The organism is Bradyrhizobium sp. Arg816 (assembly GCF_029989365.1).
GTDB lineage: Bacteria > Pseudomonadota > Alphaproteobacteria > Rhizobiales > Xanthobacteraceae > Bradyrhizobium.
Window position 1 is genome coordinate 230,263 of record NZ_JAPRAQ010000002.1, and the last position, 24,384, is coordinate 254,646.

General features: G+C 58.3%; 28 protein-coding genes and 1 pseudogene. 14 read left to right on the forward strand and 15 right to left on the reverse strand.

The genetic code is table 11. The features are described 5' to 3' along the window. Positions 1-580: 580 nt before the first annotated feature. Positions 581-790, reverse strand: coding sequence for a hypothetical protein (locus tag OWC48_RS06140; protein WP_282519158.1), 210 nt, complete (start codon positions 788-790; stop codon positions 581-583). Positions 791-826: 36 nt separating this feature from the next. Here OWC48_RS06140 and OWC48_RS06145 point away from each other — a divergent pair, with 36 nt between their 5' ends. Together OWC48_RS06145 and OWC48_RS06150 are read left to right on the forward strand one after the other, a co-directional pair. Further along, positions 827-2,086, forward strand: a complete 1,260-nt coding sequence (locus OWC48_RS06145) for an AAA family ATPase (RefSeq protein WP_282519159.1) — start codon at positions 827-829, stop codon at positions 2,084-2,086. Between the two features lie 679 nt (positions 2,087-2,765). Then, entirely contained in the window at positions 2,766-3,077 is a 312-nt protein-coding gene (locus OWC48_RS06150) for a hypothetical protein (protein WP_282519160.1), read from the forward strand. 527 nt (positions 3,078-3,604) lie between these two features. Here OWC48_RS06150 and OWC48_RS06155 read toward each other — a convergent pair. Continuing rightward, the gene (locus OWC48_RS06155; RefSeq protein ID WP_282519161.1) at positions 3,605-3,841 is read right to left on the reverse strand and encodes a helix-turn-helix domain-containing protein; all 237 of its coding nucleotides are present in this window, start codon (positions 3,839-3,841) and stop codon (positions 3,605-3,607) included. Positions 3,842-4,310: 469 nt separating this feature from the next. Here OWC48_RS06155 and OWC48_RS06160 point away from each other — a divergent pair, with 469 nt between their 5' ends. From OWC48_RS06160 to OWC48_RS06170, 3 genes are all read left to right on the forward strand, one after another. Continuing rightward, a complete protein-coding gene (locus tag OWC48_RS06160) occupies positions 4,311-4,637 on the forward strand; it encodes a hypothetical protein (RefSeq protein ID WP_282519162.1) in 327 nt (108 codons plus the stop codon). A 405-nt stretch (positions 4,638-5,042) separates the two neighbouring features. Next, complete coding sequence (locus tag OWC48_RS06165) at positions 5,043-5,606, forward strand: hemerythrin domain-containing protein (RefSeq protein WP_282519163.1); 564 nt, start codon at positions 5,043-5,045, stop codon at positions 5,604-5,606. A gap of 138 nt (positions 5,607-5,744) precedes the next feature. After that, positions 5,745-6,020, forward strand: a complete 276-nt coding sequence (locus OWC48_RS06170) for a hypothetical protein (RefSeq protein WP_282519164.1) — start codon at positions 5,745-5,747, stop codon at positions 6,018-6,020. A 160-nt stretch (positions 6,021-6,180) separates the two neighbouring features. Here OWC48_RS06170 and OWC48_RS06175 read toward each other — a convergent pair whose 3' ends face one another. Next, the gene (locus OWC48_RS06175) at positions 6,181-6,606 is read right to left on the reverse strand and encodes a hypothetical protein (RefSeq protein WP_028154089.1); all 426 of its coding nucleotides are present in this window, start codon (positions 6,604-6,606) and stop codon (positions 6,181-6,183) included. A gap of 203 nt (positions 6,607-6,809) precedes the next feature. Here OWC48_RS06175 and OWC48_RS06180 point away from each other — a divergent pair, with 203 nt between their 5' ends. Then, complete coding sequence (locus OWC48_RS06180) at positions 6,810-7,013, forward strand: cold-shock protein (RefSeq protein ID WP_028141284.1); 204 nt, start codon at positions 6,810-6,812, stop codon at positions 7,011-7,013. Between the two features lie 362 nt (positions 7,014-7,375). Here the strand turns inward: OWC48_RS06180 and OWC48_RS06185 are convergent, their stop codons facing one another. The 3 genes from OWC48_RS06185 to OWC48_RS06195 form a co-directional block, all read right to left on the reverse strand. Beyond that, positions 7,376-7,558, reverse strand: a complete 183-nt coding sequence (locus OWC48_RS06185; protein WP_028154091.1) for a hypothetical protein — start codon at positions 7,556-7,558, stop codon at positions 7,376-7,378. Positions 7,559-7,950: 392 nt separating this feature from the next. Then, positions 7,951-9,339, reverse strand: a complete 1,389-nt coding sequence (gene mauJ, locus OWC48_RS06190; protein WP_282519165.1) for a methylamine utilization protein MauJ — start codon at positions 9,337-9,339, stop codon at positions 7,951-7,953. A 30-nt stretch (positions 9,340-9,369) separates the two neighbouring features. Then, a complete protein-coding gene (locus OWC48_RS06195; protein WP_282519166.1) occupies positions 9,370-11,235 on the reverse strand; it encodes a hypothetical protein in 1,866 nt (621 codons plus the stop codon). Between the two features lie 202 nt (positions 11,236-11,437). On the opposite strand from OWC48_RS06195, the gene OWC48_RS06200 reads away from it, so the two are divergent. From OWC48_RS06200 to OWC48_RS06215, 4 genes are all read left to right on the forward strand, one after another. Further along, positions 11,438-11,998, forward strand: a complete 561-nt coding sequence (locus OWC48_RS06200; RefSeq protein WP_282519167.1) for a hypothetical protein — start codon at positions 11,438-11,440, stop codon at positions 11,996-11,998. Positions 11,999-12,094: 96 nt separating this feature from the next. Continuing rightward, a complete protein-coding gene (locus OWC48_RS06205; RefSeq protein WP_282519168.1) occupies positions 12,095-12,754 on the forward strand; it encodes a DNA ligase in 660 nt (219 codons plus the stop codon). A 175-nt stretch (positions 12,755-12,929) separates the two neighbouring features. After that, the gene (locus tag OWC48_RS06210; protein ID WP_282519169.1) at positions 12,930-13,382 is read left to right on the forward strand and encodes a hypothetical protein; all 453 of its coding nucleotides are present in this window, start codon (positions 12,930-12,932) and stop codon (positions 13,380-13,382) included. Positions 13,383-13,405: 23 nt separating this feature from the next. Next, complete coding sequence (locus OWC48_RS06215; protein WP_282519170.1) at positions 13,406-13,975, forward strand: DUF4145 domain-containing protein; 570 nt, start codon at positions 13,406-13,408, stop codon at positions 13,973-13,975. A 7-nt stretch (positions 13,976-13,982) separates the two neighbouring features. Here the strand turns inward: OWC48_RS06215 and OWC48_RS06220 are convergent, their stop codons facing one another. Both OWC48_RS06220 and OWC48_RS06225 read right to left on the reverse strand, forming a co-directional pair. Beyond that, positions 13,983-14,243, reverse strand: coding sequence for a hypothetical protein (locus OWC48_RS06220; RefSeq protein ID WP_282519171.1), 261 nt, complete (start codon positions 14,241-14,243; stop codon positions 13,983-13,985). 359 nt (positions 14,244-14,602) lie between these two features. Then, the gene (locus OWC48_RS06225) at positions 14,603-15,349 is read right to left on the reverse strand and encodes a C13 family peptidase (protein ID WP_282519172.1); all 747 of its coding nucleotides are present in this window, start codon (positions 15,347-15,349) and stop codon (positions 14,603-14,605) included. Positions 15,350-15,672: 323 nt separating this feature from the next. On the opposite strand from OWC48_RS06225, the gene OWC48_RS06230 reads away from it, so the two are divergent. The 3 genes from OWC48_RS06230 (at position 15,673) to OWC48_RS06240 (ending at position 17,079) form a co-directional block, all read left to right on the forward strand. After that, a complete protein-coding gene (locus OWC48_RS06230; protein WP_224580654.1) occupies positions 15,673-15,957 on the forward strand; it encodes an HdeA/HdeB family chaperone in 285 nt (94 codons plus the stop codon). 25 nt (positions 15,958-15,982) lie between these two features. Further along, positions 15,983-16,276, forward strand: a complete 294-nt coding sequence (locus OWC48_RS06235; protein ID WP_085402474.1) for an HdeA/HdeB family chaperone — start codon at positions 15,983-15,985, stop codon at positions 16,274-16,276. A gap of 428 nt (positions 16,277-16,704) precedes the next feature. Continuing rightward, on the forward strand, positions 16,705-17,079 hold the full coding sequence (locus tag OWC48_RS06240) for a hypothetical protein (protein WP_282519173.1): 375 nt from the start codon (positions 16,705-16,707) through the stop codon (positions 17,077-17,079). A 161-nt stretch (positions 17,080-17,240) separates the two neighbouring features. On the opposite strand, the gene OWC48_RS06245 is transcribed toward OWC48_RS06240, so the two are convergent. From OWC48_RS06245 to OWC48_RS06265, 5 genes and pseudogenes are all read right to left on the reverse strand, one after another. Continuing rightward, positions 17,241-18,002: a substrate-binding domain-containing protein gene (locus OWC48_RS06245; RefSeq protein ID WP_282519174.1), complete on the reverse strand. Its 762-nt coding sequence runs from the start codon at positions 18,000-18,002 to the stop codon at positions 17,241-17,243. A 270-nt stretch (positions 18,003-18,272) separates the two neighbouring features. Beyond that, complete coding sequence (locus OWC48_RS06250) at positions 18,273-18,467, reverse strand: hypothetical protein (RefSeq protein WP_282519175.1); 195 nt, start codon at positions 18,465-18,467, stop codon at positions 18,273-18,275. A 246-nt stretch (positions 18,468-18,713) separates the two neighbouring features. After that, the gene (locus OWC48_RS06255; protein WP_282519581.1) at positions 18,714-19,145 is read right to left on the reverse strand and encodes a hypothetical protein; all 432 of its coding nucleotides are present in this window, start codon (positions 19,143-19,145) and stop codon (positions 18,714-18,716) included. 1,339 nt (positions 19,146-20,484) lie between these two features. Further along, positions 20,485-20,677 (reverse strand): annotated as a pseudogene (locus OWC48_RS06260) (DNA ligase); the annotation flags it as partial. 1,021 nt (positions 20,678-21,698) lie between these two features. Continuing rightward, complete coding sequence (locus OWC48_RS06265) at positions 21,699-22,061, reverse strand: hypothetical protein (protein ID WP_282519176.1); 363 nt, start codon at positions 22,059-22,061, stop codon at positions 21,699-21,701. A gap of 220 nt (positions 22,062-22,281) precedes the next feature. On the opposite strand from OWC48_RS06265, the gene OWC48_RS06270 reads away from it, so the two are divergent. Then, positions 22,282-22,518 carry a hypothetical protein gene (locus OWC48_RS06270; RefSeq protein ID WP_282519177.1) on the forward strand — a complete coding sequence of 79 codons (237 nt, stop codon included), beginning with the start codon at positions 22,282-22,284 and terminating at the stop codon, positions 22,516-22,518. 777 nt (positions 22,519-23,295) lie between these two features. Here the strand turns inward: OWC48_RS06270 and OWC48_RS06275 are convergent. Then, a complete protein-coding gene (locus tag OWC48_RS06275) occupies positions 23,296-23,457 on the reverse strand; it encodes a hypothetical protein (RefSeq protein WP_282519178.1) in 162 nt (53 codons plus the stop codon). A gap of 170 nt (positions 23,458-23,627) precedes the next feature. Continuing rightward, entirely contained in the window at positions 23,628-23,888 is a 261-nt protein-coding gene (locus tag OWC48_RS06280; protein WP_282519179.1) for a DUF3551 domain-containing protein, read from the reverse strand. Between the last annotated feature and the right edge of the window lie 496 nt (positions 23,889-24,384).

Genomic DNA, 24,384 nt, shown 5'->3' on the forward strand with positions numbered 1-24,384 from the left:
CTAAATCGGTATGGCCCGACATGTGCGATGACAATCTGACGATCCAGCCTTTGACGTACAGCATTCCCGAAGCAGGTAAGCGCGCGGGGCTGGGTAGAAACGCTGCGTACGCCGCCGCGCGTCGCGGCGAGATTCCCATCATTCGCCTCGGGTCGAAGATGCGAGTACCCGCTGCAAGGTGGGATCGGCTGCTGAACGAAGGGCAGCCCGCGCGTTCAAAAGAAGCAAGTCAAGAGCAACGGGAGGCGCGGGAAGAATGAAAGGGCAGGACAAGGAGCTTGAATTTCGCAGTCGAGACCCGCTTGCTCTGGTCGCAAGTGTCAAGGAAACGATGCTTGCTCTCAAAATCGCCCGCGCGAAGACGTACGAGCTCCTCAACGCGGGGGAGCTCGAGTCGTATCTAGAAGGGTCTTCGCGCAAGGTGACTTGGCGCAGCATCGATGCGTACGTGAAACGTAGGCTTGACGAGGAAGTAGAGCGACGTACCCGGAGGGAGAGTGGTGCAATCTCCTAAGCAGCTGGGGACCGCTGGCGAGGCGACCGACTCGGCTTTGCCTTCCGCTCTCAAAGGGGTGTCTTCTCAAAACGCCCCCAATGCTGGCGCTCTGTCGTGAACGCACCAGCTCAGTTTGCAGAGCGCGCCTCCGGGGGCGACCTCGATGATTTCGCCGGCATTTGTATGATCGAAGCTGGGTTCGTCCGGGCGGGCTGGAAAGAGAAGCAGCTGGCCGTGGATCACCTCCAGGGTCTTGCTGAGCATTTGGGGATAGCTGACGACGATATAGCGCAAGGGCGCGTCCAAGAAGCCATGGCGCGAGCCTTCCGGATGCCGCACGATCTAGTGCACGCCGGCAACTCCGCGGAGGCCAGGGAGGGGAGCTGGTCGGACGACTTGACGCGGGAAAGCCACTTCGGCCCGCCGCATGAGAGCTATCCGGAGAGCGCGGGTGGCATTCCCGACGACGCGCCCGGAAGGCAACCAAGCTCGCGGGTCACGCCGCGCTTCACGCCGATAGCGTTGGACGATGTCGCGCTCACGGCGGAGCCGCCGTGGCTGATCGAAGGACTCCTGCCGGCCCGCGGGCTGGCCTGTGTCATTGGCGAACCGAAGTGCGGCAAAAGCTTCATGACCTCGGACATGCTCTGCACGGTGGCGCAGGGCGTGCCGTATGCCGGCCGGGCAACGCTTCAGGGGCCGGTGATCTATCTCACGGGCGAGGGCGTCAGCGGCTTCAAGCGGCGCCTGGTCGCGATGCGCCAGCACCGCGGCATCGAGGGGCAGGGCGTGCCGTTCTACATGATCGAGGATGTGCCGGACCTCGGCAGCCAGACCACCGACCTGCCGCAGCTGCTCGCGGAGCTCGACGCTTTCATCGCCCAGCGATGTCCGGAAGGCCCGCGGGCGATCGTCCTGGATACCCTGGCGCGGTGCATGGGTGACGGGGACGAAAACAGCGCTCGCGACATGGGGCGCTTCGTGAACCGTTGCGGCGTCATCGAGAGGAATTTCGGCTGTGTGGTCGTAGTCGTGCACCACGTCGGCAAGGATCCGTCCCGGGGCGGCCGCGGCTCCAATGCGCTCAACGGCGCCGCCGACGTGACAATGCTGGTCAAGAAGGGCCAGACCCACAGCACCGTCGCCATCGAGGAAATGAAGGACGGTCGCGAGGGGCAGACGTGGCAGTTTCGACTGCTCTCTCACCTCCTGGAGCGAAACTTGCCTGACCCAGCCGAAACAATGCCGGAGTTTTCGACTTGCGTGGTCGAAATCGTCTCCGAACCGACCATTTCGAAACCGAGCGAAACCAAATCGAAAAAGCCGCCTGAGGGCGTGACCGGCGACCTGCTGAAGGTCATCCGCCACGCAATCGAAGAGGCCGGCGAGCGCAACGTCGACAGCCTTGCGGTGCCGAACAACGTCGGCGCCCTCAGCCGCGATAACCTAAAAAGGTATTGCACCGTCATGGGTTGGCAGGACGCCAAGGGCAAACCCGATTCCTTCCGCGCGATGCTGAACAAAACGCTCAGCACGCTCCGCGCCGCCGGCCTGATCGGCTTCGACAAGGAATGGGTTTGGCTGACATGACGGCGCCGAAAGCGAGCGAAACCTGCCGAAACCTAATCAATTTGGTTTCGCGGCTCGCCCTTTGAAAACCCGACTGAAACCGCCCGAAACCACTCCCTAAGGGAGAGGGCGATTTGGTTTCGCCCCCTTGGGGCATTCTCCTCAGTGCCGCGCTCCCGTCGAAACACCGCTCCGCTGACGCTGCGCTCAAGTGTTTCGCCGTCGCTTCGCTCACGGGCATCCATCTGGGCAAGCGGACAAGCGCCGCCCAGGACCATGCCGAACCACCGGTCTCGCGCCGGTGGCATGTCGGCCCCTCAGACTGCTGACGCCGAAAACATCACGAACGGGCGGGCAGTTCTCCGGCCTGCGCGCAGTATCACGATCTACGCGCGATATACCGAGGCAACTCATATCCCCCTGCCGAATGGGTCCGCTCCTTTCGGAGGACCGACTGATCGCACGTCACGCGATGCCCGGATAAAGCGAGTGGAAATCGTGGTCCGACCGTGCTCTTTCTTGGGGGCGGGGAGAGGAGGACGACGGAAGAGGAGCTATGTCCGGACTTCAAAGCAGCTCAGCGCTGTCACGAGCCACAACGACCGCTAGTGAAGCGCCTGCAGCTACGTCCGTACCCGCGCCGAGGTGTGGCGTCATCTGAACCCAACATGAAGCCAGCGGGAAGCCACTGGCTTACCCATTGGCCGGCTACGGCTACATTCCCGAGGACGAGCTCGACCAGCTGGCTGGCAAAACCAGCTTCCGGGAGGACGACGGCGCGCTCAATCGCGACCTGCTCAGGCGCCTGGAGCGGGTGGCCAAGTCCATGCCGAGAGCGCCGCATCTGTTCGGCACGCCGAGGCTGAATAGCGGCTGGGCCCCGGCCATTTCCGAGATGGCCCACGCCCCGCCCGATGAGGCCACGATTACCAGTTCAGTTTCAATCTGCACCGGGGGGCTGACATCGGTGCCATCAAACGCTGGTCCCGGACGCGGTGCCTCGCCTGCCTGAAGGGACCGGCGATCGTATCGGGTTCCCACTGGCAACTTCACATGATGGCGCTGAGCACTTCAACGAGCGGCTTCGCGTAGGGAGCATCCAGACGCTCAGCAGCCGAGGTCGTCATGGTCAGGCCGCGTCAGCCCGGTGAGACAGTCGGTGAGACACTTGCGAATTACCTGGTGTCTCACCCCGGGGCTCGTGGAAGCATGGAAAAACATTCGCGCTTGCCGCCCCGACAACGCAATGATGGACCTAGCCACGCACCGAGAGGTGTTTTGCACCGATTCGGCTGACGAGACACCGTGAGTCACTGCGCACGCACAGATGATACAGATGTCTCAAGTATCGCCCGGGTGGAAACCAAATTGTCACAAAGACTTAGCCTGAGACACCCCCGCTGGACGGCTGATGAGACTTCAAGTGCAGTCATGCAGGCTGGGATAGTGGCTTGCGACCGAGCTGGTGGAGCCGCCAGGACCTATACCGGCCGTGGAAGTAAAATGATCTGGAGTTTTGGCTAAGGGCCCCAACGCCTCTCAGCGTTTTGACCGCTTTTCAGGTCTGTCCGCAAATATCTGTTGAAATTTTACTTCCAAAGCTTGCGAGACGTGCCAGAGCGTCAAGATGGTGGCGTTGCGGGCTCCAAGTTCGAGGCCACTCACGTACGCGCGATCAACACCTAGACGCTCGGCCAATTCGGCCTGCGACAATCCCGCCGAAATGCGGAGCCGCCTAACATTGCCTCCCACCAGCTTTCGCACATCCCCTGCCATAGACACAATGCGACAGAGCGTGTAATAAAATGCGACGCATTATAATGCTCGGCACAAAGCTTATGAGCCTGCCAACAACAATTAATGATCCCAATCCCTGCTGTAGCAACGCGAACGCTCGACTAGCTCAGCGGAATGAGACGCTCGAACGCAAGGTTCGGGACCATCGCTCTTTTTGGATTGTAGCCATCGGAATTGTTCCGTCTCTGGTGCTGATCTTGTTTCACAGCGTTCGGAGTCGAGACGTTTGGGAAGGAGCGAATCGTTGCCAGACCCTAAGATGGATGGCTCACGCAGCTCATTCGAATCTCAATATCGAAAAAGACGAAAAGACGGTAAACGCGGTAAACTCCGTTGATATCGCACTTTCAGATTGCACGTCCTACGATTTCGGGGACGCCCCTGAAGACGAATGATCCGCGCAACATGAGCTTCGGATATGAAATTCACGGCTGAACAGCATTTCCGAATGGCAGACACGTTGCTTGAAAAGGCACTTGGCCAGACGGACATAGGCCGTGTTGCCCAACTCGAGGCATTGGCGCGGATCTTCCGCAGACTCGCAGTGAAGGCTTACATGGCCACCGACGCTGACATGAAGCGGCGAGATTGGAGCAAATACAACGTCGAGGGTATGCTCGCTGGTCTCATCGATTCGCCTACGCCATGGGACTCGTTGCTTGAATGGCAGAGGTACGCAGCGGACCTCGACGGAATGCCCCCCTCGAAGACAATGAGGCTGCTACTGGAGCAAGCGGAAGAGATTATCGTGAGAAAAAAGTTGGGGCTGCTTTGATTAGAACGAGGCGTCGGGGCGTTTAGGCATCCCTCATTCTCGTCCGGGTTTCTTGAGAAAGCCGGGCTGTCGGCTGCAGGCCGAAGCGCCGCGGCTAGTCTTTAGTTCGCGGCGGGGGGGCAACCTTTTGCGAGGCCAGCACGATCGGCATGAGTTGCACGACCTGAAAATCGCATTGGCCACCGCGCTGGGCCGGTCAAAGTTCGCCGCGTGCCCGTTGGACCCTGAACCGAGATCGCTGATTGGATGCACCCGCGAACCTGTCGAGGTTGTGTTGGAGTTGCGGGCGCGGCTGAACCTGCTGTCGGGAGAGCCGACGGCCGATTAAGTTGTCTCGGATTGATCTGTCGCAAAAGCTGACATCGGACCAAAGACTATATTGAGACCGGTTTATGGAGCTCTGCCATGATCATAGAGCGCTTATCCCAAGAGCATCTCAACATTGAGAAGCTGCTGGCCATCCTCGAGCGGGAACTCGAGGTGTTCGACCGCGGCGACCGTGCCGACTACGAGGTCATTCACGCGGTTATCAGTTACTTCGAAGTCTACCCAGAAATTTATCATCATCCTCAGGAAGACTTGGTATTTGCCAAGCTGAGGGCACGAGATCCGACTGCTGCTGCGAAGGTCGGCGATCTAGCTCGCGAGCACCAGAAAGGGGCCCAACTGTTACGCCGCGTCGCCCAGGCGGTCGACAGCGTTCTCGCGGAACGTGAGATTCTGCGCGAAGATGTGGATCTTATCGTTCGGGATTTTATCGCGCACGAGCGCCGTCACATGAGGATGGAAGATCGCGATTTTTTTCCCGCGGCACTTAAGGTTCTCAAGCCTCAAGATTGGACTGAGATCGCTTCAACCGCAACGAGTCACAATGACCCGCTATTCAGCGACGTTGCCGAGGAGCGGTTTGACACGCTGCGCGCACATATTTTGCGGCTTGAGCAGGAGGCTGACGCGGAGCGTAAGTAATCGCTATGGCGTCGCGCAATGCATTGTGCCGCGCGACGCTGAGGACGCTGAGGTCAAGCGCGCAAGGGAGAGTCAGAATTGGGCTGCGCCTTTGCTTCCGCGCCCACATACGCTTGTGGCCCGAAGCAGGAGGCTACGATGCCGCTTCACACCGACAATCTCGAATCGACCATGCGCTATGCATTGCTGACAACGCGTGCAATAGCCCTCTGTCCTTTCCATCCAGAAGTCATGATCCGCGTCGGAGACAGCGACGCCGAAACCCATGCTTATTACCGCGCCAGAAGCATCACCCGGAGTGACGGCACGTGTTGGGAGCGTGAAGATCTCATGGAGGAGATTGTGCGCCAACTCACGGATGCGGCCGACGGCGTGTGTCCTCGGTGTGCGCAGCTGGTTGCTTCCCATAACTGACGGGCCGCGCCGTCAGGACACCGGAAAAGGAAAACCGAGGCAAGAAACCTTAGTGTTGACTAAATGAGGGAGGAACTGCCCGACAAGCGAAGGCGTGTGCCCAGAGGAAGAAGCCGATGACCTGTTCGACTAACTTTCATGTCAAGACGCGAGGATCGGACTAAATTACAAACGTCGTGCCAAGATTGAGGACCATCTTTACCATCCACTGGCCCTTGATCGTAAAGGTCATGGAGCTCGGGTTTGGTATCTCGAAATTAAAAAAGACGCTTCCGCTCTTATTAAACGCCGCGCCCGACAACGCATCAGGAAAAAATGACACGTTTTGCGTGACGTCACCTCGGTGGCCCTTGACGTCCTTCAATGACCATGGACCGCTGATGTTGCGCATAAGTTGCGAATCTAGTTGGAAGTCCGTGTCCGAAACACCGCTTCCAGAGATTGGTCCGGAGCAACCTAAAAGTGCCGCGATATTAGCTACTCTGCTGCCGATCTTAAACGATATCGATGCGGTGCCCGACGACGTGCGTACCCTCAGCACGTGCGCAGCAATAAACCAGTCGTCCGCCTTTGTGTCTGCTGCCACGGCCGCCTCCCGCTGTACCTGAAATCTCTCGCCAGCGACTGGAGATTAACCGTCCTGATGTCATACCCATGTGAAGAGGTTCACACGACGTAAAACGACATCCTCGGCTCGCGTACCTCCGGCGCATGAGCGCGGTTGCGACCAGCCTTTCTTTCGTCGAAATTCGGGCACTAGTTTTGCTTTTTGGAAAATGGAGAAGTTAAGTGGCAATGGGGACGGTAAAGTGGTTCAACCCGACGAAGGGCTACGGGTTCATTCAACCTGACAACGGCGGCAAAGATGTGTTTGTCCATATCTCGGCAGTCGAGAAGGCTGGTTTCACCTCACTCGCAGAGGGAGCCAAGGTTAGCTTCGACGTCGTGAACAATCGCGGAAAAGACTCGGCGGAAAATCTACGAATAGGGTGATGCGCCCATTGTGTTGTTCAACAGAAAGGCCGCAGCGGCGGACCACTGCGGCCACCGGGATCAATAAAAATAGGTGAAATATGTGGTCCAGCCCCGGCGAGATGAAGCCTACAGCGCGAGTGCCGGGGCGCAATGTCGTCGAAGTCACACTTCGGGACAATTAAATGCCTCAGCTTTGCTGACTGAGGAGGGTCCGCCGGGGCTGGCGAAGGCGAGCCCTCAACCCAAAGGCCGCGAAAGCTCTCCGGCGGCCTTGACGGACGCAGCAGTCTGCACCTCATCCGCGCAGATGCGAGCGTTAACGTCATCGGAATTTGGCGGACTCGCTCAACGAGCTTGGTACGATCAAGCCAGCGGTCCAATCACCGCTGATGACCTAAACCAACTCCCAATACGAGCGCCTTCTGACGGAGCGCGCCCTCGGTTCGCTTGGTCATCTTGGCTATTTTGACGACAGGCGTCCGCGCCTTGGAGTGCGCCTTCAAGTCTCTGATATCGGCAGCAGTCCACTCGCGACGAACAGTCTTCTTTGTCTTCTTGGCCAAGGCGGCGCTCCATCAATGTTGATGGCGCGGTCTAGCACATGGAAGGTACGACCGTCACGCGGGATGGTGTGACGCAACGCGCGGTGCACACCTGGCCTGAGGATAGAGCGGGAAGGCCGGTGAGGCCGCGACGAGCGGTGAGGGCGAGGAGGGCGGCGCGCAAAGTTGGTCAATCCTGTCGGGAAATTAGGAAAGCCATCGGAACGCTAGCGAGACGTAGCGTTTCGCTCTAGCTTTGATAACGCGATTCACTCTCAGCACTTCGAAGGAGCGAAGTTTGCGCGCGCGAATATCCCCAACGCGATCAGCGTGCCGCCAACAATCTCGATCATGGTGTGCTCCCGGAGATTATTGGCGCCTGTTCACTGGCTGCAACAGCCTATTCGCTCGACTCACGCGAGCCTAACGGGCCTTACGTCGTAGCCCATCGAGTGGCGTGCGATTTCATCCGCATATCGCGCATCGCGCTCGCGACGCTCTGTAGCTAAAGCTTTCCAGCGCGCTATCTCAGCATCGGCGGCTTCGTGGTCCAAATACATGTTCATCGGGAGGAAGGCGTCTTTCCGCGCTATCAGTTCGCCGGTCTCTGCATCCACAATGCGAAGTTGGCCGTTGCCGAAATACTCTTTGTTAAATCGGGAAAGTTCCGCCATTGCTTCGGCACTATCGGCATCGCCCATGTCCTTATGGCCAAGATCTCGCTCCCAATTAAAGACGAGTCTTTCGTTCGGAAAGTCCAATCGAAATCGGATTTGCGTTCGCTTGTCGGGCGACTCGAATATCAAGAGAACGGAATGCAGGGTGTCGCGGTGCATTTCCTTTATTGTTAGATTCGACAGGGGCCCGAACGGTGGGTGCCGCCGGAGTTGAACGCTAACGATGGGGATATCCACCATTGGTGCGCAACTGGGCTCTTCGCCGCGAACGAGATGGTTGACCAGTTCGTGGCCGAAAATGCGCTTGAAACCCTCAAGTTCGTATAGGTGTTTGGAATATTGCGTCGTCATGCGCTCGACGCCAAAAAATTCCTCGATGGCTATCTCGGCAAGCGTCAGCATAATAGGACGTTCCGACCACAGCCGCCGAGCATCAGCCGGATCGTCGGGATCAATAACGGGGTCGCCGCTCGCGTGTGCCATGGCGCATCGACCCGACGAATAGAGATGCGCACCGATATCAACGATGCCTTGCTTCCGAAGCTGCTCAAGCGCGTCCTTCGCACGATGGTGGAGGCCGCGAGCAATCTTAGTGTTGATCCACGCTACCTGGCGCTGCCAGCCGCGCCCCAGCGCGACTTCGAGAATTCTATACAACGATAGGAAAGAATATCCCGGATGGTTTAGGCCGCGCCCCTCGCGCATCAACGCCAACGCAAGCATCGCTCGGTCGTCGTTTGGTTCTGGGAAATATGATAGGTCGAATTCGTCGCAAATGGAGAAGCCGCCTGACTTGTTACGGCCCATGGGCCGCGGCAAGCCGCCGCCGCTCATTTCATCGACTAGAAAGCCTCCCTCCAGCACCCACGATAGCGTGCTGATAAATTGCATTATCAGACGTTCGCATTCCTGTTGAGTTCGTCCAGGTGGCACCATCATCGCGACCGCTGGGAAGTGATCCGTCGTAACCGGCATGATCCAGATCGTCTCACCCCGGTACTGAATTTTTTGGGAGTGCACTGGCCACGTCGCACCAGTTTGGATATTAGCTACGAGCCAATAGCCACGGACGGCAAGTTCGCCGACGATGACTTCCTTGACTTCAGGAATTTTCAAATTCAACATTGCAATTCGCTCAGAAGGCCGGTTGTCGACTTATGTCGGCAAGCTGGCGGAGTGGCCCGCCGCAGCGGTGCCAGTGAATGCTGGCTGCGGCTCGAACAAGTTCAGCGTGACCGTTGGTGGCACCAAGTCGAGCCCAGCTTGAAACGTCTTCACGAGCTGCTTCTGATCCTTGTCGAACGACAACGTGCCGATCAAAACCGCGTCCGCGATTTTGTGCTGCCGTTCAACTAACGCGAGATAGTTCTTTTGCGCAAAAGAGATGACGGCTTTTCGCAGCGGATATTCGTCACGCCGGTGATCTCGCCTGCGGCCGGCGCTCAAGCCAAGCACATTCAGGCAGTAGCCGAGATATGCCGCGTTTGCAAAATTGGGGCGCTCTTTAACGCCCTTGATTTCTTCGTACAGCAACCGTCGGACCTTAAAGAGCACGATCTTTCGCGTTTTGCTAGAATCGGAATTGAATATTTTGCTCCACACCGAGCTGTAGTGGATCGACCATCCTTCCAACTCCTTAGTCTTAACCCAAGTCGCGTAACCGATGACATCGGCAATCAATTGGGCGATTCTGTCGTAGAGATGCTCGTACTGCCACTTGTACGACTCGCCGCGCCTTCGTAATTCCGTCTTTTGGAGCCCGCATTCTTCCATTGCTTCAATTGCATCGTCGATGAATCCGACAACGGCACTAAGCCGGTCGTGAATGTCACTCTTTTCTTGGGGGCTGAGCGGATCATTTAGTTTGTAGAGGTCCGAGCAGCCATGTTCGATTATGCTAAACGCGCGAGCGAGTGCGTAGGAATGTCGGGAAAAATTTCCGCTGCCGAGCGATGCTTTGAACGTTGTCAGCGTTGCTCGCCTATAAGCTTCTAATTGCTGGCCGTCGAACTTCCATCTGACGTCCAGATCAATATCAAGCGGCGAGTTTCCATTGGCTGCGAGAGCCTCAACAAATTCAAAATCGCCAAAAATTGTGTTTGTAAACGGCCGCGCATAACCAAAATATCCCGAGAGGTATCCGGCGTCTTCGTGATAGATGATGGAATCCTTGTTTAGGATCGCTTCAGTCGCAAGCGATGAGGCAAATTGCGACATTGGAACGTTGTATTGCTTCCTGTTGGCGACCGCGCGAAATAGAGCAATCGCCGTGTTCGGCGCGTTTCCTGCGACATGCCGGCAGAACCGTCTATTTCCAAGGATGAGAAGCAGGTGATAGGCGCAGTCTTCCGCTTCCGGTTCGTCTCGGTCGCCGTCGCGGTGTGGACGACGGTTTGGCTCTGAGGCGTCCGAAGCAAACCTAATGATCGGCTCCGCGGAGCGTCGAAGTTCGTCAGCAACGATTGAAAGATCGCTATCGACCCCTTGCATGACGTATTGATAGACCGCGCCGGTGAATCTGTAGGCGTTCCTTCTTCCGAATTTCGGCGGACGAACGAAAGCATACCAAAGCCACGTCATTACTAGCGAGAGAAACAATAAGCCTAGTATTGATTGCCAATAGGCCTGACTCGATAGAAACCACGGTATTGGATAGCGCTGAGCGAACCACAAATCTGAAAGAAGTGCTGCAGCGCCAATCAACCCTGAAGTCCAATACGTTAATTGCCATAGCGGGATTGGCGCAGTCTCAACACGAAACTGGTAGCGCATTCCGCTGACCGTAAAAATAAGCACGAGTAGCGCGAATGCTTGTACGAATTCCGCGAAGCCGAATATGCCGCCTTTGCCCTCTGGCGGGACGACGAAGCAGGCTCCGAGAAACGTCGCATAACACTCTTCCGTCGTCTGCAAAGCCGCGGGGGGCGGTGGGCGATGAATGAAGGGCAGCCCTACAAACAGCCACACCGCGAGTGCGAGCAAGCCAACAACAGCAATTCTCTCGTCTGAAAATCTTTTCATGTCACTAACTTGCGGCAGGAATCGGTTGGCCGTAACGTGACACAATGCAGGGTAGCAACGCGAGGATTGGGTAGCTTGTCCCGGTTATTCACAGGCAATAACCGGGACGTGCCCTGTCATGCCATGCCTTTTGCTCGGAAGGCTCACGACGCGGCTTAGCTGACTGCGTACCCATGTCGGCCGATTGACGGATAGGGGGCAAATGTTTGGACGGAAAAAGACGACCGCTAACACCGTGGAGAAACAACGGCCCTGTTGGGATGAAAAGACGCAAGCTTCCTTTGCGGAAAGGGACCGCTTCGACGTCTACATCACCAGCGTGACAAAGCGGACCGGCTTTGGAAAATGCACGACCCACGACATCGCTGGCACCCGCGGATACGAAATCTCCGGGTTGGTGGTCTACCCCCAATGGCAGGCCGAGCTGAACTTCGACGAGAGCGATGGCGAGTTCGGGGTCTGGTTCTATCACAGCTACGGCCGTCACAATGAAGCCCGGCAGCCGTTTCTTGAAATCTGGCTCAGCGACCGTGATTACAGCGTCCGCGAAGCCATCGCGAACGCTCATCAGGCTGCACTCGTCAGTGGGCACAAGCGCTCGCTGGTCAGGTTCTGGAAGCGGAAGGTGACGGGATTTTCACAGCGGAGGAAGCCGCAGCCGGCTGGTCTACCGACAGTCGCTATCCAAATTGAACGGCATGTATGTGTGGGAGCAATTCGAATCCGTGCATTTGCCAAGGTGGGCGCTGCCCACGTCGAATGAACGCTTTTCGGCTGACGGAATGCCGGACTGGTACGACCATTTCTAAGCGGCCGACAGCCGCTGGATTCGCGTTCGGGAGTGCCTATCTTTCCTGGAATGCTGAGATCCCCATTCGAGCCCTGTATTCCGACCCGCCACGCCAAGGTGCCTACCGGTCCGGACTGGATTCACGAAATCAAGCACGACGGTTATCGCCTCATCGTTCAGCGCGACGGCGACTGCGTGCGGCTGTTCACCCGCAATGGCCATGACTGGTCGGCGCGCTATCCGCGCATCGTCGAGGCTGCGCTGCGGCTGCGCGCTACGTCCTATGTGATCGATGGCGAGGCGGTGTTGCTCGGTGCCGACGGCGTCTCCGACTTCGAAGGGCTGCACTCCAGGAAGCATGACGCCAGCGTGCAGCTCTATGCCTTTGACGTCCTGGTCGCTGACGGCGAGCAGCTCCTGCTGACTGATGTGCAGCTCCAGTCGGCGCGCGCGAATCTTTTGCCCGATCAGGGAATCAGCACCCCGCAAACAGCCGGTAGGCTCATGAAGGTTGGCAAATTGAACGTTAACGCACAATTCGGCGAAACCGAAGCCTCGCGCTGGGCCACCGGACCCATGCGGGATCTGCGCAAGCCGCCGCTCAGCCTGCGTAAGACCAACCTTGCGAGGCTACTGGCCCGCCGGGTCGACGGCATCCACCTTGCTCCGTTCGAGCAGGGCGAGGTCGGCCCGGAGCTGTTCCGGCATGCCTGCAAGCTCGGCCTGTAGGGGTTGGTCTCCAAGCACCGCGACAGCTGGTACCGCGCCGGCCGCAGCGAGCAATGGATCAAGGTCAAGAATCGAAGCCATCCGGCGTTCAACCGGGTGATGGAAGCGTTCGGCTGAGCCCAAACGAATTTGATTGAGTTGAGACAACAGATATACTCGCCCTGGGGTGGGGTACATGTCTCAAGCTGTCGAAGCATTTCGCCAGATTTCTTGGCTGATTTTCAAATGGATTCTCATCGCGAGCGGCTCGCTCATCGGGCTCGCGCTTGTTATCTGGGCCGGCATTTGCGGATTCGGTTGGTACACGCATGATCGGCACGTTCCGAACGTGCAGTTTATCGTTTCGACAGACCGCAAGGAATGCGTCGACGATAAATGGCCGATACATCTTATCATTGGCAACGGTTCGGAGCGCACCATCGAAAAGGTTTCCTTCGCGTTTGTCGCCCGACGCCCGGAGCGGAGCACTGATCTCGCGCGCTATCACTCCTACAGTGATGATCACATCATTCCACCGCAAAAAGGCTACGGCATATGCTGGGCAGCGCCCGAGCTTTCTGAGAAGGTCGACGATGTGCGAACGCTCGAATGGACCATCGGATCCAAGTCGATCACGTTCCGGGACTGATGTGCCCGCCCTGGGGGAATAGAATGGATTGGCTTCAGTTTACTTCATCGATTGTGCAGTCAGTTGTTTCGCTAGCGTGGCCTGCAGCGTTCGTCGCGGCGGTTTGGCTTTTCCGAGAGAAGTTGACGGAGCTGCTGCCGCAGCTTCGTGCGAGATATAAGGATGTGGAAGTATCCTTCAGGCTTGATCAAGCGGAGAAAGAGGCGGCTCAACTACCGCCGCCTCCGCCTGGGGCGGAGCCAGCGAAGGCGTCCCCAGAAGAACTCAGCAAATTCGAGAAGCTCGTGGCCATCTCTCCGCGAGCAGCAATTCTAGACCTCCGCAGTTCCATCGAAGAATCCATCCGTTCACTCGCGGACGCGCGATGGCCAGGAAAGCCATATCGCGGAATGTGGACGATGATCCGCGAACTTAAGAATGTGGAAGCAATCGATTCCAATACTTTCGGGCTACTCGACGACTTGCGTATCATCGGCAATGCCGCTGCGCACCCGAGCACAACAACATCATTCTCTGCTGAAGATGCGCACCGATTTCGCAAACTGGCGGAGCAGATAATTCCGCGACTACACCTTGCTTTGATGATCAACTAGGTCTCGCTCAGCAAATGCGGGCAGTAATGCCGGGGGCGGTGCCCATCTTGGCCGGTTCGAAGTTCGGCCGCACGTCGGCGCCGCGCTGGCCGCACTTGGTGCAGACGAACTTCGGCTCGATATCGGACAGCCTGACGGCGTCGGCCCAGCTGTCGGCATTGGCCTCGGTGTGGCGACCGCAGCGGTAGTCGCGGCAGTAGATCAGGACCTCGCGCACGCCCATCTCGCGCATCTCGCCGAAGGTGATTTTGACGGGGTAGGGGGGCATGGATTTGGTGGTCCTGACAAGCCAACGCGCTGGTATACGTGCCGTGAACACTCGCGGCGGATTCACCGCTCCTCCAAACTGGAGCAGCCAAGGCACTGAAACCCCAGCGATTTTAGTCGATCCTTATGAGGCATGCGCGAGTAGCTACGGTGACGAGCTACAAACAATTGACCAAACGTGAGCAACCGCCGACAGAAGGTAACACTCTAAGATCGGCGGCACGCGCCGTGCGGCGGGGAGTTCATTTGCCCGGCGCACTCGCGAATTTGATAAAGCGACTTGTTCCACGAAACAGTGATGGGATGTGCATTGCGGGTGCACGCCTGCGAGGAATCGCCTCAAGGCTCGCAGCCGGTTGTTTAAGGGCGTCCGACGAGCAACGGCAGCACGTCTGCGCCGCCTGCCGTGAGGGGATTCGACGGCTCGAAGTGTTCCCGCAATTCTCGCTTCCGGACGAGTGAGCGCGCAGCCAGAAACGCATCCTTCAGACTAACGGCTTTCCGGAGCGCGACGTTGAAAAAAGCGTCGCCGAAATAGGTCCACTTGGCCTTGTCCTGACAGCCGAACGACGGATGGTTGGCATCGGCCGCGGTGATGACCAGCACATCGGGATTCGCCAGACGCGGGATAAAGACCCCGGAATAACAAGCCGAGATGACAACCACCTTGTGTCGCACACCTGTCTTCGCGAGCATGTTGCTGAGACGAGATGGCGTGAGCGTCTCTGTGTGCCGCCCCGCCTTGATTGCGAGGCCGTCTGGAGAGCCATGCGAGGTGAGAATCAAAAAGAGAACGTCTTTCTCAGCATCCAAGCGGTTGGCTGCCGCCTGCAACGACCTGGTCAGCGCTTCGATCGTTGCATTTCCGCCCTTCTTGGAATTGTACTCCACATTGATCGGGCCAGTCCGAAAACGGCCAGCTACGACCTGAGCTGCACCGGTAGCCTCGGATCTAAACACGCTTTGATCCCCGAACAGGCCAAAGGACACGACGCCAACCTTTCCAGCGTCCTCAACAGCATGTACCGACGAAACTAACGGCCAGATGGTCAGAAAAAAAGCGACGAGCGGCGGACCGAGCCGTCTGATCGAGGACCTGGAGGTCATAGCGAACCTCGTTTCGAGATTGCCGCGAGAGAACTACCGCTCAACACAAATAGTGAAAAGCCAGTGTAGTTCCATCCTTCGGAACGGCACACGCATGAGCCCGGAAATGCGAAGTGGCAGCACCTCCGATTGATGTCCGCTTAGTGGGTCGGAGCGGACCAGATTTGCTAACGCTAGGTTCTTCGCATTTGACCCCAAGCGGACGTCTGTTGATCTAGATCAACATGAGCGGCGCGAGACTTTGTGTTCTTGCGTCCTTGTGGCGGCAGCCCTCTCCAGATCCCTGTAGATCAGCATCAAGGACAACCTCGATGAGATGTAGATTGATCAGTCTGACGTTTGCTGTCTCGATAATTCCAATCGTTGCGAATGCGCAGGTAACCATTGATATGGGCAAGATCATATGTAGCCAATATCTTGCTATGCCGCAGTCACAGTCAGATAAGTTTTCTGCCTGGATGAGCGGTTGGTTCAGTTATCAGAACAACAGGACCTTTGTGGACCTTGCTTTGCATCAACAAAATATCGCCAACGTAAAGGCATGGTGCCAATACCATCCGGCGGAAAGCGTTATGTATGGCTTGCAACAATCGGTAGGCAAAAATTGACGGCTCGGGACTTTGGAGGATCGCTATGAAATGCAGGGCTCTTGTCGTTTCTGTGATTTTGATAGGCGCGGCATCAGCGCCAGCCGCGGCTCAGATCAAACTGGACATGAACAAGATCACTTGCGGAAATTGGCTAGGATACGGTTCAGCAGACCGAGATTTCGTAAGGTATTTCATGAGCGGCTACTATAACGCGGCCGCAAATAATAATGTTTTGGACTACGACCGCCTGCAAAAGAATTCCGAAAAAGTTGTCGCCTATTGCAAAAAGCACAAATCCGACACGCTGCCAACCGCCATTCAAAAAAGCGCCAGCTAGGTTGTGGGCCCCGACGGCGGCGTCGCGGCCGGAGCCTTGGCCGACCACATTGCCACTCCTCGACCGAGAGTTGAACGGGCCACTGGAACTGCGCAACCGCCTCATTGTTGCGCGCATAACCGCGCGTCGCTTCAGTACGTCTCTTTTTGTTGCCAACGGCCGGTCCCAACGTCTGCTGCTTGGGGTAGACCGGAAGTGACGGCAGGGTTGTCAAGGCGGCGCTTTTGACCCTTACCGGACATCGGCAGCCGCTTGAACCTTAGTGTCTGCATCGCAGACGTAGCAACGAGCGGGATTTTTGGAAGTCGCCCAATTGTCTGCAATTGGTGCAACATGACGCGGCTCGTATCGGAAAGACCGCGCAGTTTGAACTAACGCATTTTGAGGAAATCGCGGCGCTAATTTCTTGTTTTTTTAGAGAAATTGCGATGACGAACATGCCCTTGATGGCCGCAAACTCGGCGACGACATTTATCGTGCTACTGGTCTCGCACTTGGCAGCGCACGCGCACGATCCTAACCGCCCCGAACTCAATCACTGGTTCGAGAGCCTCAAAAGTGGCAAGGGGCCATGCTGCTCAAACACGGACGGAATAGCAGTCGCCGGCCCCGATTGGGAGAGCAAGGGCGACGGATACCGCGTCCGTTTGTACGGACAATGGTGGGATGTGCCACCGGAAGCGGTGATTGTCGGACCCAACCTCACCGGACGGACCATTGCGTGGCCCGTGTATGAATATATCGATGGCATGCCAGCACGCGTGACCGATATTCGCTGCTTCATTCCGGGTCCCATGATGTAATTCAAAATCAGCAACATCAGTTCCGCCCGTGGCCCATCGCGTCAGTTGGCGCAGTGCTGCGACATGTCCGAAGTTGAGGTTAGACCGGAAGTAGCTGGCCGACTGGTAAAACGACGCGATTGACCCAGAGCAGACGTGACGCGCATCGTCTGACGCAAACTTCAACCGGGACGCATGCCTTCGCCCTTGATGACCGCCTCGGCGTCCTCCGTCTTCAAATAGTCGAGGAGGGCCTTTGCAGCGGCGGCTTCCTTAGTTTCCGTGCCGAGTGCGGCCGTGAACACAACGTCCTGCTGCACTTCAGCTGGAAACGGGCCTACTAGGTCGAGCCCCGGAGCCATCAACACGTTCATCAGGAACAGGGCAAGCTCGGCCTCTCCCGTCGCGACCGCGGCGACAACTTGCACTGGCGTCGGCTGCGGCTTCATCTTTGCATTCATCGGCTCGGTGATGCCGAGCCGATCGAACACTTTCGCGATCGAATAGCCAGTCGCGCTCTGCGGAATTGAAGCAACCGAGTCTGCCTTTAACAGCGCCGCTTTCAATGCGTCGGGTGTCGAGATGTCCGGCGTCGTCCCGCCAGCTCGAACTGCGACTCCGAGGCCGACGCGGGCGATGTCGATGGTCGGGTCACTCACAAACCGCGCCCGTGCGGCCGCATCCTGCATCACCTCAACTGGCACAATGCCGACGTCGAATGGCTTCCCCGACGTTGCTTCCTTGATCAAGTTTGGCGTCGTACCAAAGAAGATATTGAGCTTGTGGCCCGAAGCCTGTTCGAATTTCGGCCTGAGCTCCGTCCAGATCGCGTTCATCGCGCCACCCGCCAGAACTCTGATCTCGGCTGCGTGAGCGCTCGGCACCAAATGCTTGATAAACGCAAACGCGAGCAATGCAACGATCGAAAAACCCCACCTTGCCATGATGTACCTCCCAAGCAACCTATGCAGGCTAACCTGCAAGATGCCTCGTCGGGAAGTGCCCAAAGTCGGCTTGTGGCCCTTAGCGTCGAAGCGTACCATCTCTTCGGCGTCGGCTGTTCGGGGAAGACCGGACATGGATGCAGGTATGCCAAACCGACGCGAATTGCACTAAGCCGCTGTCGCGGTAGAGCACGACGGCTCGATATCCGCGAGTAGGGAAGTGGCTCCGCTGCCCGGCGACAGATCGGCCCGGGTGGGCTCTGCCAGCAATTAGCTGCGCATGGCGGCGCGGCAACCGACGAAGCTCAACGCGCCCGCCACGGTGACGGCAATCCAGCTCACCCAAAACGGCACATCGACGCCATTTAAGGTGACGGACCAGTCCATCACAATCCGGATCAACTGCAAAGGCGCGCTCAGGGCAAAGATGGCGGCGGTCAGCGTGCAAAAGGTTCTTATGGTCATTGCCCGTCTCCGACGGCGCACGAGGACGTGGCTCGCCCCCGCAGCCAAAATGGGGAGGGGCCGGCGCGGCGGCCGCTCCCTTTAAGCAGGGAAGTTGCTAAACAGAGCCATTCTCGATGTGTCGCACAATCGCCGTTTCGCGACGCCGCGAGTCGGGATCACTTCCACCTTTGGCACAAATGCGAAGTGCAGCGATGTCCGCGGTTACTGTGAGCGGCACTTCGTCCCCACAATCCGCGGGCAGTGTTACTGCGCCAGAAATCTATATGCGACAATCAGAGCCACCATGCTCGCCAAAATGAGCAGTGCTGGAAGGGGTTCTCGGATCATTGGCTTCGACGAATGCAGTGCAGCCGATAGACCGGGCTGATTAGGCCGTTTCTTGAGCCGCACGACTTTGCCCTCTGTCATTGGTGTGCGAGCCTTTGGTTCCGGGGGCGCGCCCACGCCTCCCATCTCGCTGTAATAAGCGCTGTAGACCTCGCGAACGGCTAGGGCCGTGGACTCGGCCTCGCTCATTGTCTCGAGCCGAGTTCGATAGTTAGTCAGAAAGCTTTGGGCGCTGGACGGCAGGTCATCGAAACCACCGAGCTTGGCCATCATGAGCCAGGTGGCAAAATCCGTCTCAGCCCTCGTGCGCGCTTTCTTGGCGATACTAGCTTTGGAGCTAGAGGACATGGTGGTCCGATTGGTTTGAACCCGGCCGCGAAGCTGTTCATTGACACCATCCGCGGCGGGAAAGGCAATTGGCAATCCAGTCACAGTAATGACGGCGCGGGAGAGTTCAAACGCGAATCTTACCAACTAGTCGGCTCCTGACCCAGGTTGAAGCGGACTGAGCAGGCTAGCTAGGGTAGGGCTCACCTCCGCTGATGCCCCAACGGCAGTAGCTCTGCGACGCACATACGAACAGTAAGCGCGGAAAACAGCGCCTGCAGGCCGATCCATTAACGTTTGCGGATATCCACTCCTTCACACCCCGGCAGGATTCTTCCGCACTTGCAAAGGGATATGGCAACTGATCGGCCAAATCCTCAGCTCATCCACGGTCGTAAGCCACGGTCCGAGTGCCGCCTGCTGCACTTGGCAGCCGCTGCTACTCGAACCCAGACTGGTCACACATGATGAATCTATCGCGCCGCCAATTTTGAGCCGCATGGCCGCCCATGTCGGCGCGAAGGGGCGGTTGAGGATTTGCTTCGCTGGCTTTGCTCTCGCTGGAATTCTTTCAACGACGCCCGCGTCTTCCAATCCTCTTGACGACTTGTTCAGTATCGCTCCGCGCGCACGCGCTCCGACCTATCCGGCGCAACCGGAATGCTTGGCACGCCCCGGCAACTCGACCCCCGACGGCCGGCATTGGGTCTATCGAGTCGATGGTCGCCGCGAATGCTGGTTCCTGGCCGAGGGCATTGCGACGGTGAAGAAACCCGCTCGTTCTCGCGTAGCAAAAGATCCCGTGGCTAATTTGGACGAGGACGAGATTGCGCGTGGTAAGCGGAGCCCGGTCGTTGACGCGCGCGCAGAGTTGCTGCGGCCCAGACCGGCCGAGCGGTCTCAGCCCCCTGTGCCTGAATTCAAGGTAGCTGATGCTGCTTCCGAACTTAGAACGAGCACGACGGCCCCGATACCAGCGGTACCCGACCTGCCTCGTCGTACCAACCAGCTTACGTCGGAGTTCTCTGTGATAGGATCGCTTTCGTTGACGTTGCGGGCGTGCAGTCGTTTGGTGACCTTGTCATCACCCAGAGCGGAACTAGCATCATTATTCTGGCGGGAGCTGATCAGGTTACCCTTGCAAACTTCACCGACTTGATGACGGCGAATGACTTTCTGTTTGTTTGAGAGCGCTCCTCTTCGTTACCATGGTCGCGATAGGCCGACGGCGCAAGAGGTTAGGGATGTGACAGAGTTCCAGACGCACCTAGTCGCTCATTGACCTTGTCCGACTTCAGCGATCTCCGCTGTACTGAGCGTAGACGCTCCGGCCTGGCCGACGCGGACAGATTCCATCGCGCCCTTCGACACCGCGTCTTCGACGCCCGTTGCAGGCGTGTGTAAACATCCCGTGGCCGTCGAATCGCAAAACTTTCGATGAACTGGAGGTTACTGCTGGTGATGATCTTTTTCAGCGCAGCCTTGCGCTCGAGCAGGGGGACTTTCCGCAGGTCGCGGCCGTTGAGGTAGAGCAGGTCGAAGGCGACGAGTAGGGTGTGAAGCCAGCAGAAGAGCAGAAGAAAGGGCAAGCTTTTGTGGGGGCAAGCCCCGTCCGAAGTCTATCGACGCCGGTCAACGGTCCGTACAAATACCGATAGACAGCGATACACACTCTCATTGCTGTCGTGGCCGGGGTTGCGTGGGTGGTGGCGCAGCGGCTCGGCGCCTCCATGGCCCGCTGGTCTCTTCGTGTTCAGACCCGGTACGTCAAGGCTGGTCAACCGCCCGGCTACCATGACCGCCTGAAGGCGATCCGCGCACTCTATGCAGCGTGGACTCACGAGGAAGCGACCGTCTGGCAGATGTAGATCGGGCTCGAGTGCAGACGTTCATTCAATGTCGCCAGCCGTCCTTGTCGACCTCCACCTGAAATCCTTTCGGCAACCGCGGCACTTCACCTTCGGCAGGAACGTTGCAGGCCGGGCAGGGGGCGCCAGCGCCGCCACAGCTGCAGGCGCGCGGGCCGTCCCAAGGGCGGTCGGGGTGGTTCTCGCAAACCCAGCCGAGATCGTCGCAGTTGACGCACGTCGTGGTTATTGCGCCTGCAGCCACGGGCTTTTCCGCGCTGTGGCCGGGGTTGCGTGGGTGGTGGCGCAGCGGCTCGGCGCCTCCATGGCCCGCTGGTCTCTTCGTGTTCAGACCCGGTACGTCAAGGCTGGTCAACCGCCCGGCTACCATGACCGCCTGAAGGCGATCCGCGCACTCTATGCAGCGTGGACTCACGAGGAAGCGACCGTCTGGCAGATGTAGATCGGGCTCGAGTGCAGACGTTCATTCAATGTCGCCAGCCGTCCTTGTCGACCTCCACCTGAAATCCTTTCGGCAACCGCGGCACTTCACCTTCGGCAGGAACGTTGCAGGCCGGGCAGGGGGCGCCAGCGCCGCCACAGCTGCAGGCGCGCGGGCCGTCCCAAGGGCGGTCGGGGTGGTTCTCGCAAACCCAGCCGAGATCGTCGCAGTTGACGCACGTCGTGGTTATTGCGCCTGCAGCCACGGGCTTTTCCGCGCTGGGCATCAGACGACCCCGCGCAATGGCAGCGCTAGCTGCCAGTCGAAGCGCCTTGTGGCGTTGGCGGCGATGAAGTCTTGCAGTGCAGACGAGACCTCCGCGTCGGTGTCGGCTGCGCGCTGGGCCAGTGCGTCGGCGATGTCGGAAGTCGCATCCCGCGACCACCCCTCGACGGGATTGAAGGATGCAATTCGGACCGGATAGGCGTACTGACCGGACAGGAGATTTTGGAGGACGGTCTCGAGGTCGGTGTCGGCCTCGTCCGTTTCGCGCCAGGCGCAACCCGCGCGCGCGCCGAAGTCTTCGGGCACCAGATAGACGTCGCGGTCGAGGCGGTCGGCCGGCACGATCGAGGGCGAGGAACGCATACGCTACTCCGATACTACAAGGCGAAGAGAACGGCCCCGGCTGCGGGGGGATCAAGGGGCTAGGCCGGGGCCGCTCGGCCAGCTGTGGCAGCGAGCCGGCGACGACTCAAATATTCGTCCGCCGTTGTAGTTCCTTTTCAAAACTCAGGCCGGCGCTGTCCGTATCTAACCCGGTGTCCGAACCTGATTTAAGGGGCCTAACATGCTTAAGGGGCCTAACATGCTAGAGGGCAAGCTAGCGGGGAAAGACGATCCTACGTTCCGCGCGGGCAGGACTGAGCAACTGATCAATATTGCTGAGTGCCTAGAATATGCTGACCACTACAAGAGACTTTCTGGCGCAAGCGGCATTTCCAAGGATCGCGCCGCCGTCCTGAAAAACATCGCCAGAACTTTTGTGGGGTTGGCCGGCCAGCTGGATAGACTGGCGACGCTCGCGAGGAGCGAGGAGAGGTAAGGCAGCCTCAGCTGGCGGACCACGTCAGTTATCGGTCGGGCGATTCCTTTGCTGAGAGGCGGTGCGTCATAGACTGTCTCAGCCTTGTCATACCCGCCGCTATTGGCGTGCTGGTCGGTTTGTTCTTCCTTGGCCACAGTAAGATTGATCGGCGGAGACGCGATTAACCCGGTCCGCATGAGCATAATGAGCCCGCCTGTTCGCGCTGGCGGGCTACTTCGCGATCCGATATTTCCTGGCCGCCTTGCGCCTTGGTGGTGTATCCGGCGTACGCTGCTTTCCGAGGTCTCAAAACAGAGGCAGGAGATAATGTCGGCTACAGAAATCCTAAAGAGCGCGCTCGCACTAGCCCTTTATATTGCGGCGACAACAACGACGCTCGCAACCGCCCAAGAAGCGACATTTTCAGAAGGCGAGCGACTTGGCCTTGCGGCGTGTTTGTCCAAATGCCCCGATAACGACAAGGCATGCAACAATCGATGTATCTCGAGTTCTCAAACCAAGGGCCGTGTGTGGGGCGACGATGTGCGCGCTTGCATTAGGGGTTGCCGGGTAGGCACCCAAATGAAAGATCAGATATTTGGTTGTATAACGGGCTGCCGTCTTGATCGGATCGTCCGATAGAAGCGCGGTGTTAGCGTCGGCACAAGCCGCTAGGGATTGCGGTACCGAAACGCAGGCGGCCCAAGCAGCAGCCCCCCGGTTCGCACTGGCGGGCCTCAGTGGCCTAGTTCGATTTCGGGGGTGGCCTAATTTGCCAAAAATGAGGGCGCGCGTTCATGGCCGCTTGCCCATTAGCTCGTCGGTCTCGAGAGCGAGCTTTAACCAACCTTTGGCTATTCCGAGCCAGAAATCCTTGTCTTGCTGGTTGCTGGCCGCATCGGCCATCTGCCGCGCTTCTGCGGCCTCTTTACGCAACTGTTTGCCATCCAGCACCATGGGGTGTGAGTAAGCGCGACGTCCATATCTCGGATTATGGACCCGCGAGCTGACTGACGCCTTACAAATGTGAGGTCCTCCGTCAGTGTCCGCGCAAGGCCCCGCGCTCACACCGCAGTTGAATGGCCCGCCGGTTCACGCTGGCGGGCTGGGCGTCTCTCGCAACTGCCCTAGTAGGCGCGGCGGCCGTGCCGCCGATAAGCTGCGGGGTTTTCCACGCCCGCGAAGTATGGATTTGTGGCGCACTCTGCGGCGCGGCCCGATGCCGAAGCGTTGCACTGAGGCAGCGATGTGTAGCTGCAATCGTAATAGTTGGCCCCCGCGCGGTAAACGTGCAGGCAAACCGGATAGGCCGGATTATACGTCTGAGCTGCCGCCGGCTCTGTTGATGCCATCCCGATTGCCAAAATCGCCAAGGCCGGAGTACGCATTGGAACCTCCTTTCGGACATTGAGAACGCGCGCGAAGCTCCACGAGCCAGCCAGTACTTCGATCGTACCCCGCGGAGGTCGCGACTGCGCCTGACGATCGCTACCAGCCCGCTGGTCACGCTGGCGGGCCGTCCCTTCTAAACTTCATTGCGATCGGTTCCGTTCCCGATCTGGAACTATACCGCTTTGGGCACAAGTGGACAGAACTGATTGCCGGTTTTTCCTATGCTCATGACGACCTGGCGACCCCATTACCGCCAAGGTAGCCTCCAAACGGCCCCGGCAACTTAGTCTTTTGCTGGGGCCGCTTTTGCGTTGGTGTCGATCAGCCGGACATAGGTCCCGCTCTCGTGCAGCTCGAGCCAGCCCTTCTCAACTGCATGCTTGATGCCGGCGCCGAACTCCAACCCGGTGGCCTTGAGCGTGTAGAGAAACGGAGCATTGAGCTTTTCGATGTGAATGCGACCGTCCTGGACAGCTTCAATGGTCTTCGCGA

Coding starts and splice junctions, on each gene's coding strand:
- OWC48_RS06145 (WP_282519159.1), top strand. CDS start 827: ATGCCGCACGATCTAGTGCACGCCGGCAACTCCGCGGAGGCCAGGGAG.
- OWC48_RS06155 (WP_282519161.1), bottom strand. CDS start 3,841: ATGGCAGGGGATGTGCGAAAGCTGGTGGGAGGCAATGTTAGGCGGCTC.
- OWC48_RS06160 (WP_282519162.1), top strand. CDS start 4,311: ATGGCAGACACGTTGCTTGAAAAGGCACTTGGCCAGACGGACATAGGC.
- OWC48_RS06165 (WP_282519163.1), top strand. CDS start 5,043: ATGATCATAGAGCGCTTATCCCAAGAGCATCTCAACATTGAGAAGCTG.
- OWC48_RS06170 (WP_282519164.1), top strand. CDS start 5,745: ATGCCGCTTCACACCGACAATCTCGAATCGACCATGCGCTATGCATTG.
- mauJ (WP_282519165.1), bottom strand. CDS start 9,339: ATGTTGAATTTGAAAATTCCTGAAGTCAAGGAAGTCATCGTCGGCGAA.
- OWC48_RS06195 (WP_282519166.1), bottom strand. CDS start 11,235: ATGAAAAGATTTTCAGACGAGAGAATTGCTGTTGTTGGCTTGCTCGCA.
- OWC48_RS06200 (WP_282519167.1), top strand. CDS start 11,438: ATGTTTGGACGGAAAAAGACGACCGCTAACACCGTGGAGAAACAACGG.
- OWC48_RS06205 (WP_282519168.1), top strand. CDS start 12,095: ATGCTGAGATCCCCATTCGAGCCCTGTATTCCGACCCGCCACGCCAAG.
- OWC48_RS06210 (WP_282519169.1), top strand. CDS start 12,930: ATGTCTCAAGCTGTCGAAGCATTTCGCCAGATTTCTTGGCTGATTTTC.
- OWC48_RS06215 (WP_282519170.1), top strand. CDS start 13,406: ATGGATTGGCTTCAGTTTACTTCATCGATTGTGCAGTCAGTTGTTTCG.
- OWC48_RS06220 (WP_282519171.1), bottom strand. CDS start 14,243: ATGCCCCCCTACCCCGTCAAAATCACCTTCGGCGAGATGCGCGAGATG.
- OWC48_RS06225 (WP_282519172.1), bottom strand. CDS start 15,349: ATGACCTCCAGGTCCTCGATCAGACGGCTCGGTCCGCCGCTCGTCGCT.
- OWC48_RS06235 (WP_085402474.1), top strand. CDS start 15,983: ATGAAATGCAGGGCTCTTGTCGTTTCTGTGATTTTGATAGGCGCGGCA.
- OWC48_RS06240 (WP_282519173.1), top strand. CDS start 16,705: ATGACGAACATGCCCTTGATGGCCGCAAACTCGGCGACGACATTTATC.
- OWC48_RS06245 (WP_282519174.1), bottom strand. CDS start 18,002: ATGGCAAGGTGGGGTTTTTCGATCGTTGCATTGCTCGCGTTTGCGTTT.
- OWC48_RS06250 (WP_282519175.1), bottom strand. CDS start 18,467: ATGACCATAAGAACCTTTTGCACGCTGACCGCCGCCATCTTTGCCCTG.
- OWC48_RS06255 (WP_282519581.1), bottom strand. CDS start 19,145: ATGTCCTCTAGCTCCAAAGCTAGTATCGCCAAGAAAGCGCGCACGAGG.
- OWC48_RS06265 (WP_282519176.1), bottom strand. CDS start 22,061: ATGCGTTCCTCGCCCTCGATCGTGCCGGCCGACCGCCTCGACCGCGAC.
- OWC48_RS06270 (WP_282519177.1), top strand. CDS start 22,282: ATGCTAGAGGGCAAGCTAGCGGGGAAAGACGATCCTACGTTCCGCGCG.
- OWC48_RS06275 (WP_282519178.1), bottom strand. CDS start 23,457: ATGGTGCTGGATGGCAAACAGTTGCGTAAAGAGGCCGCAGAAGCGCGG.
- OWC48_RS06280 (WP_282519179.1), bottom strand. CDS start 23,888: ATGCGTACTCCGGCCTTGGCGATTTTGGCAATCGGGATGGCATCAACA.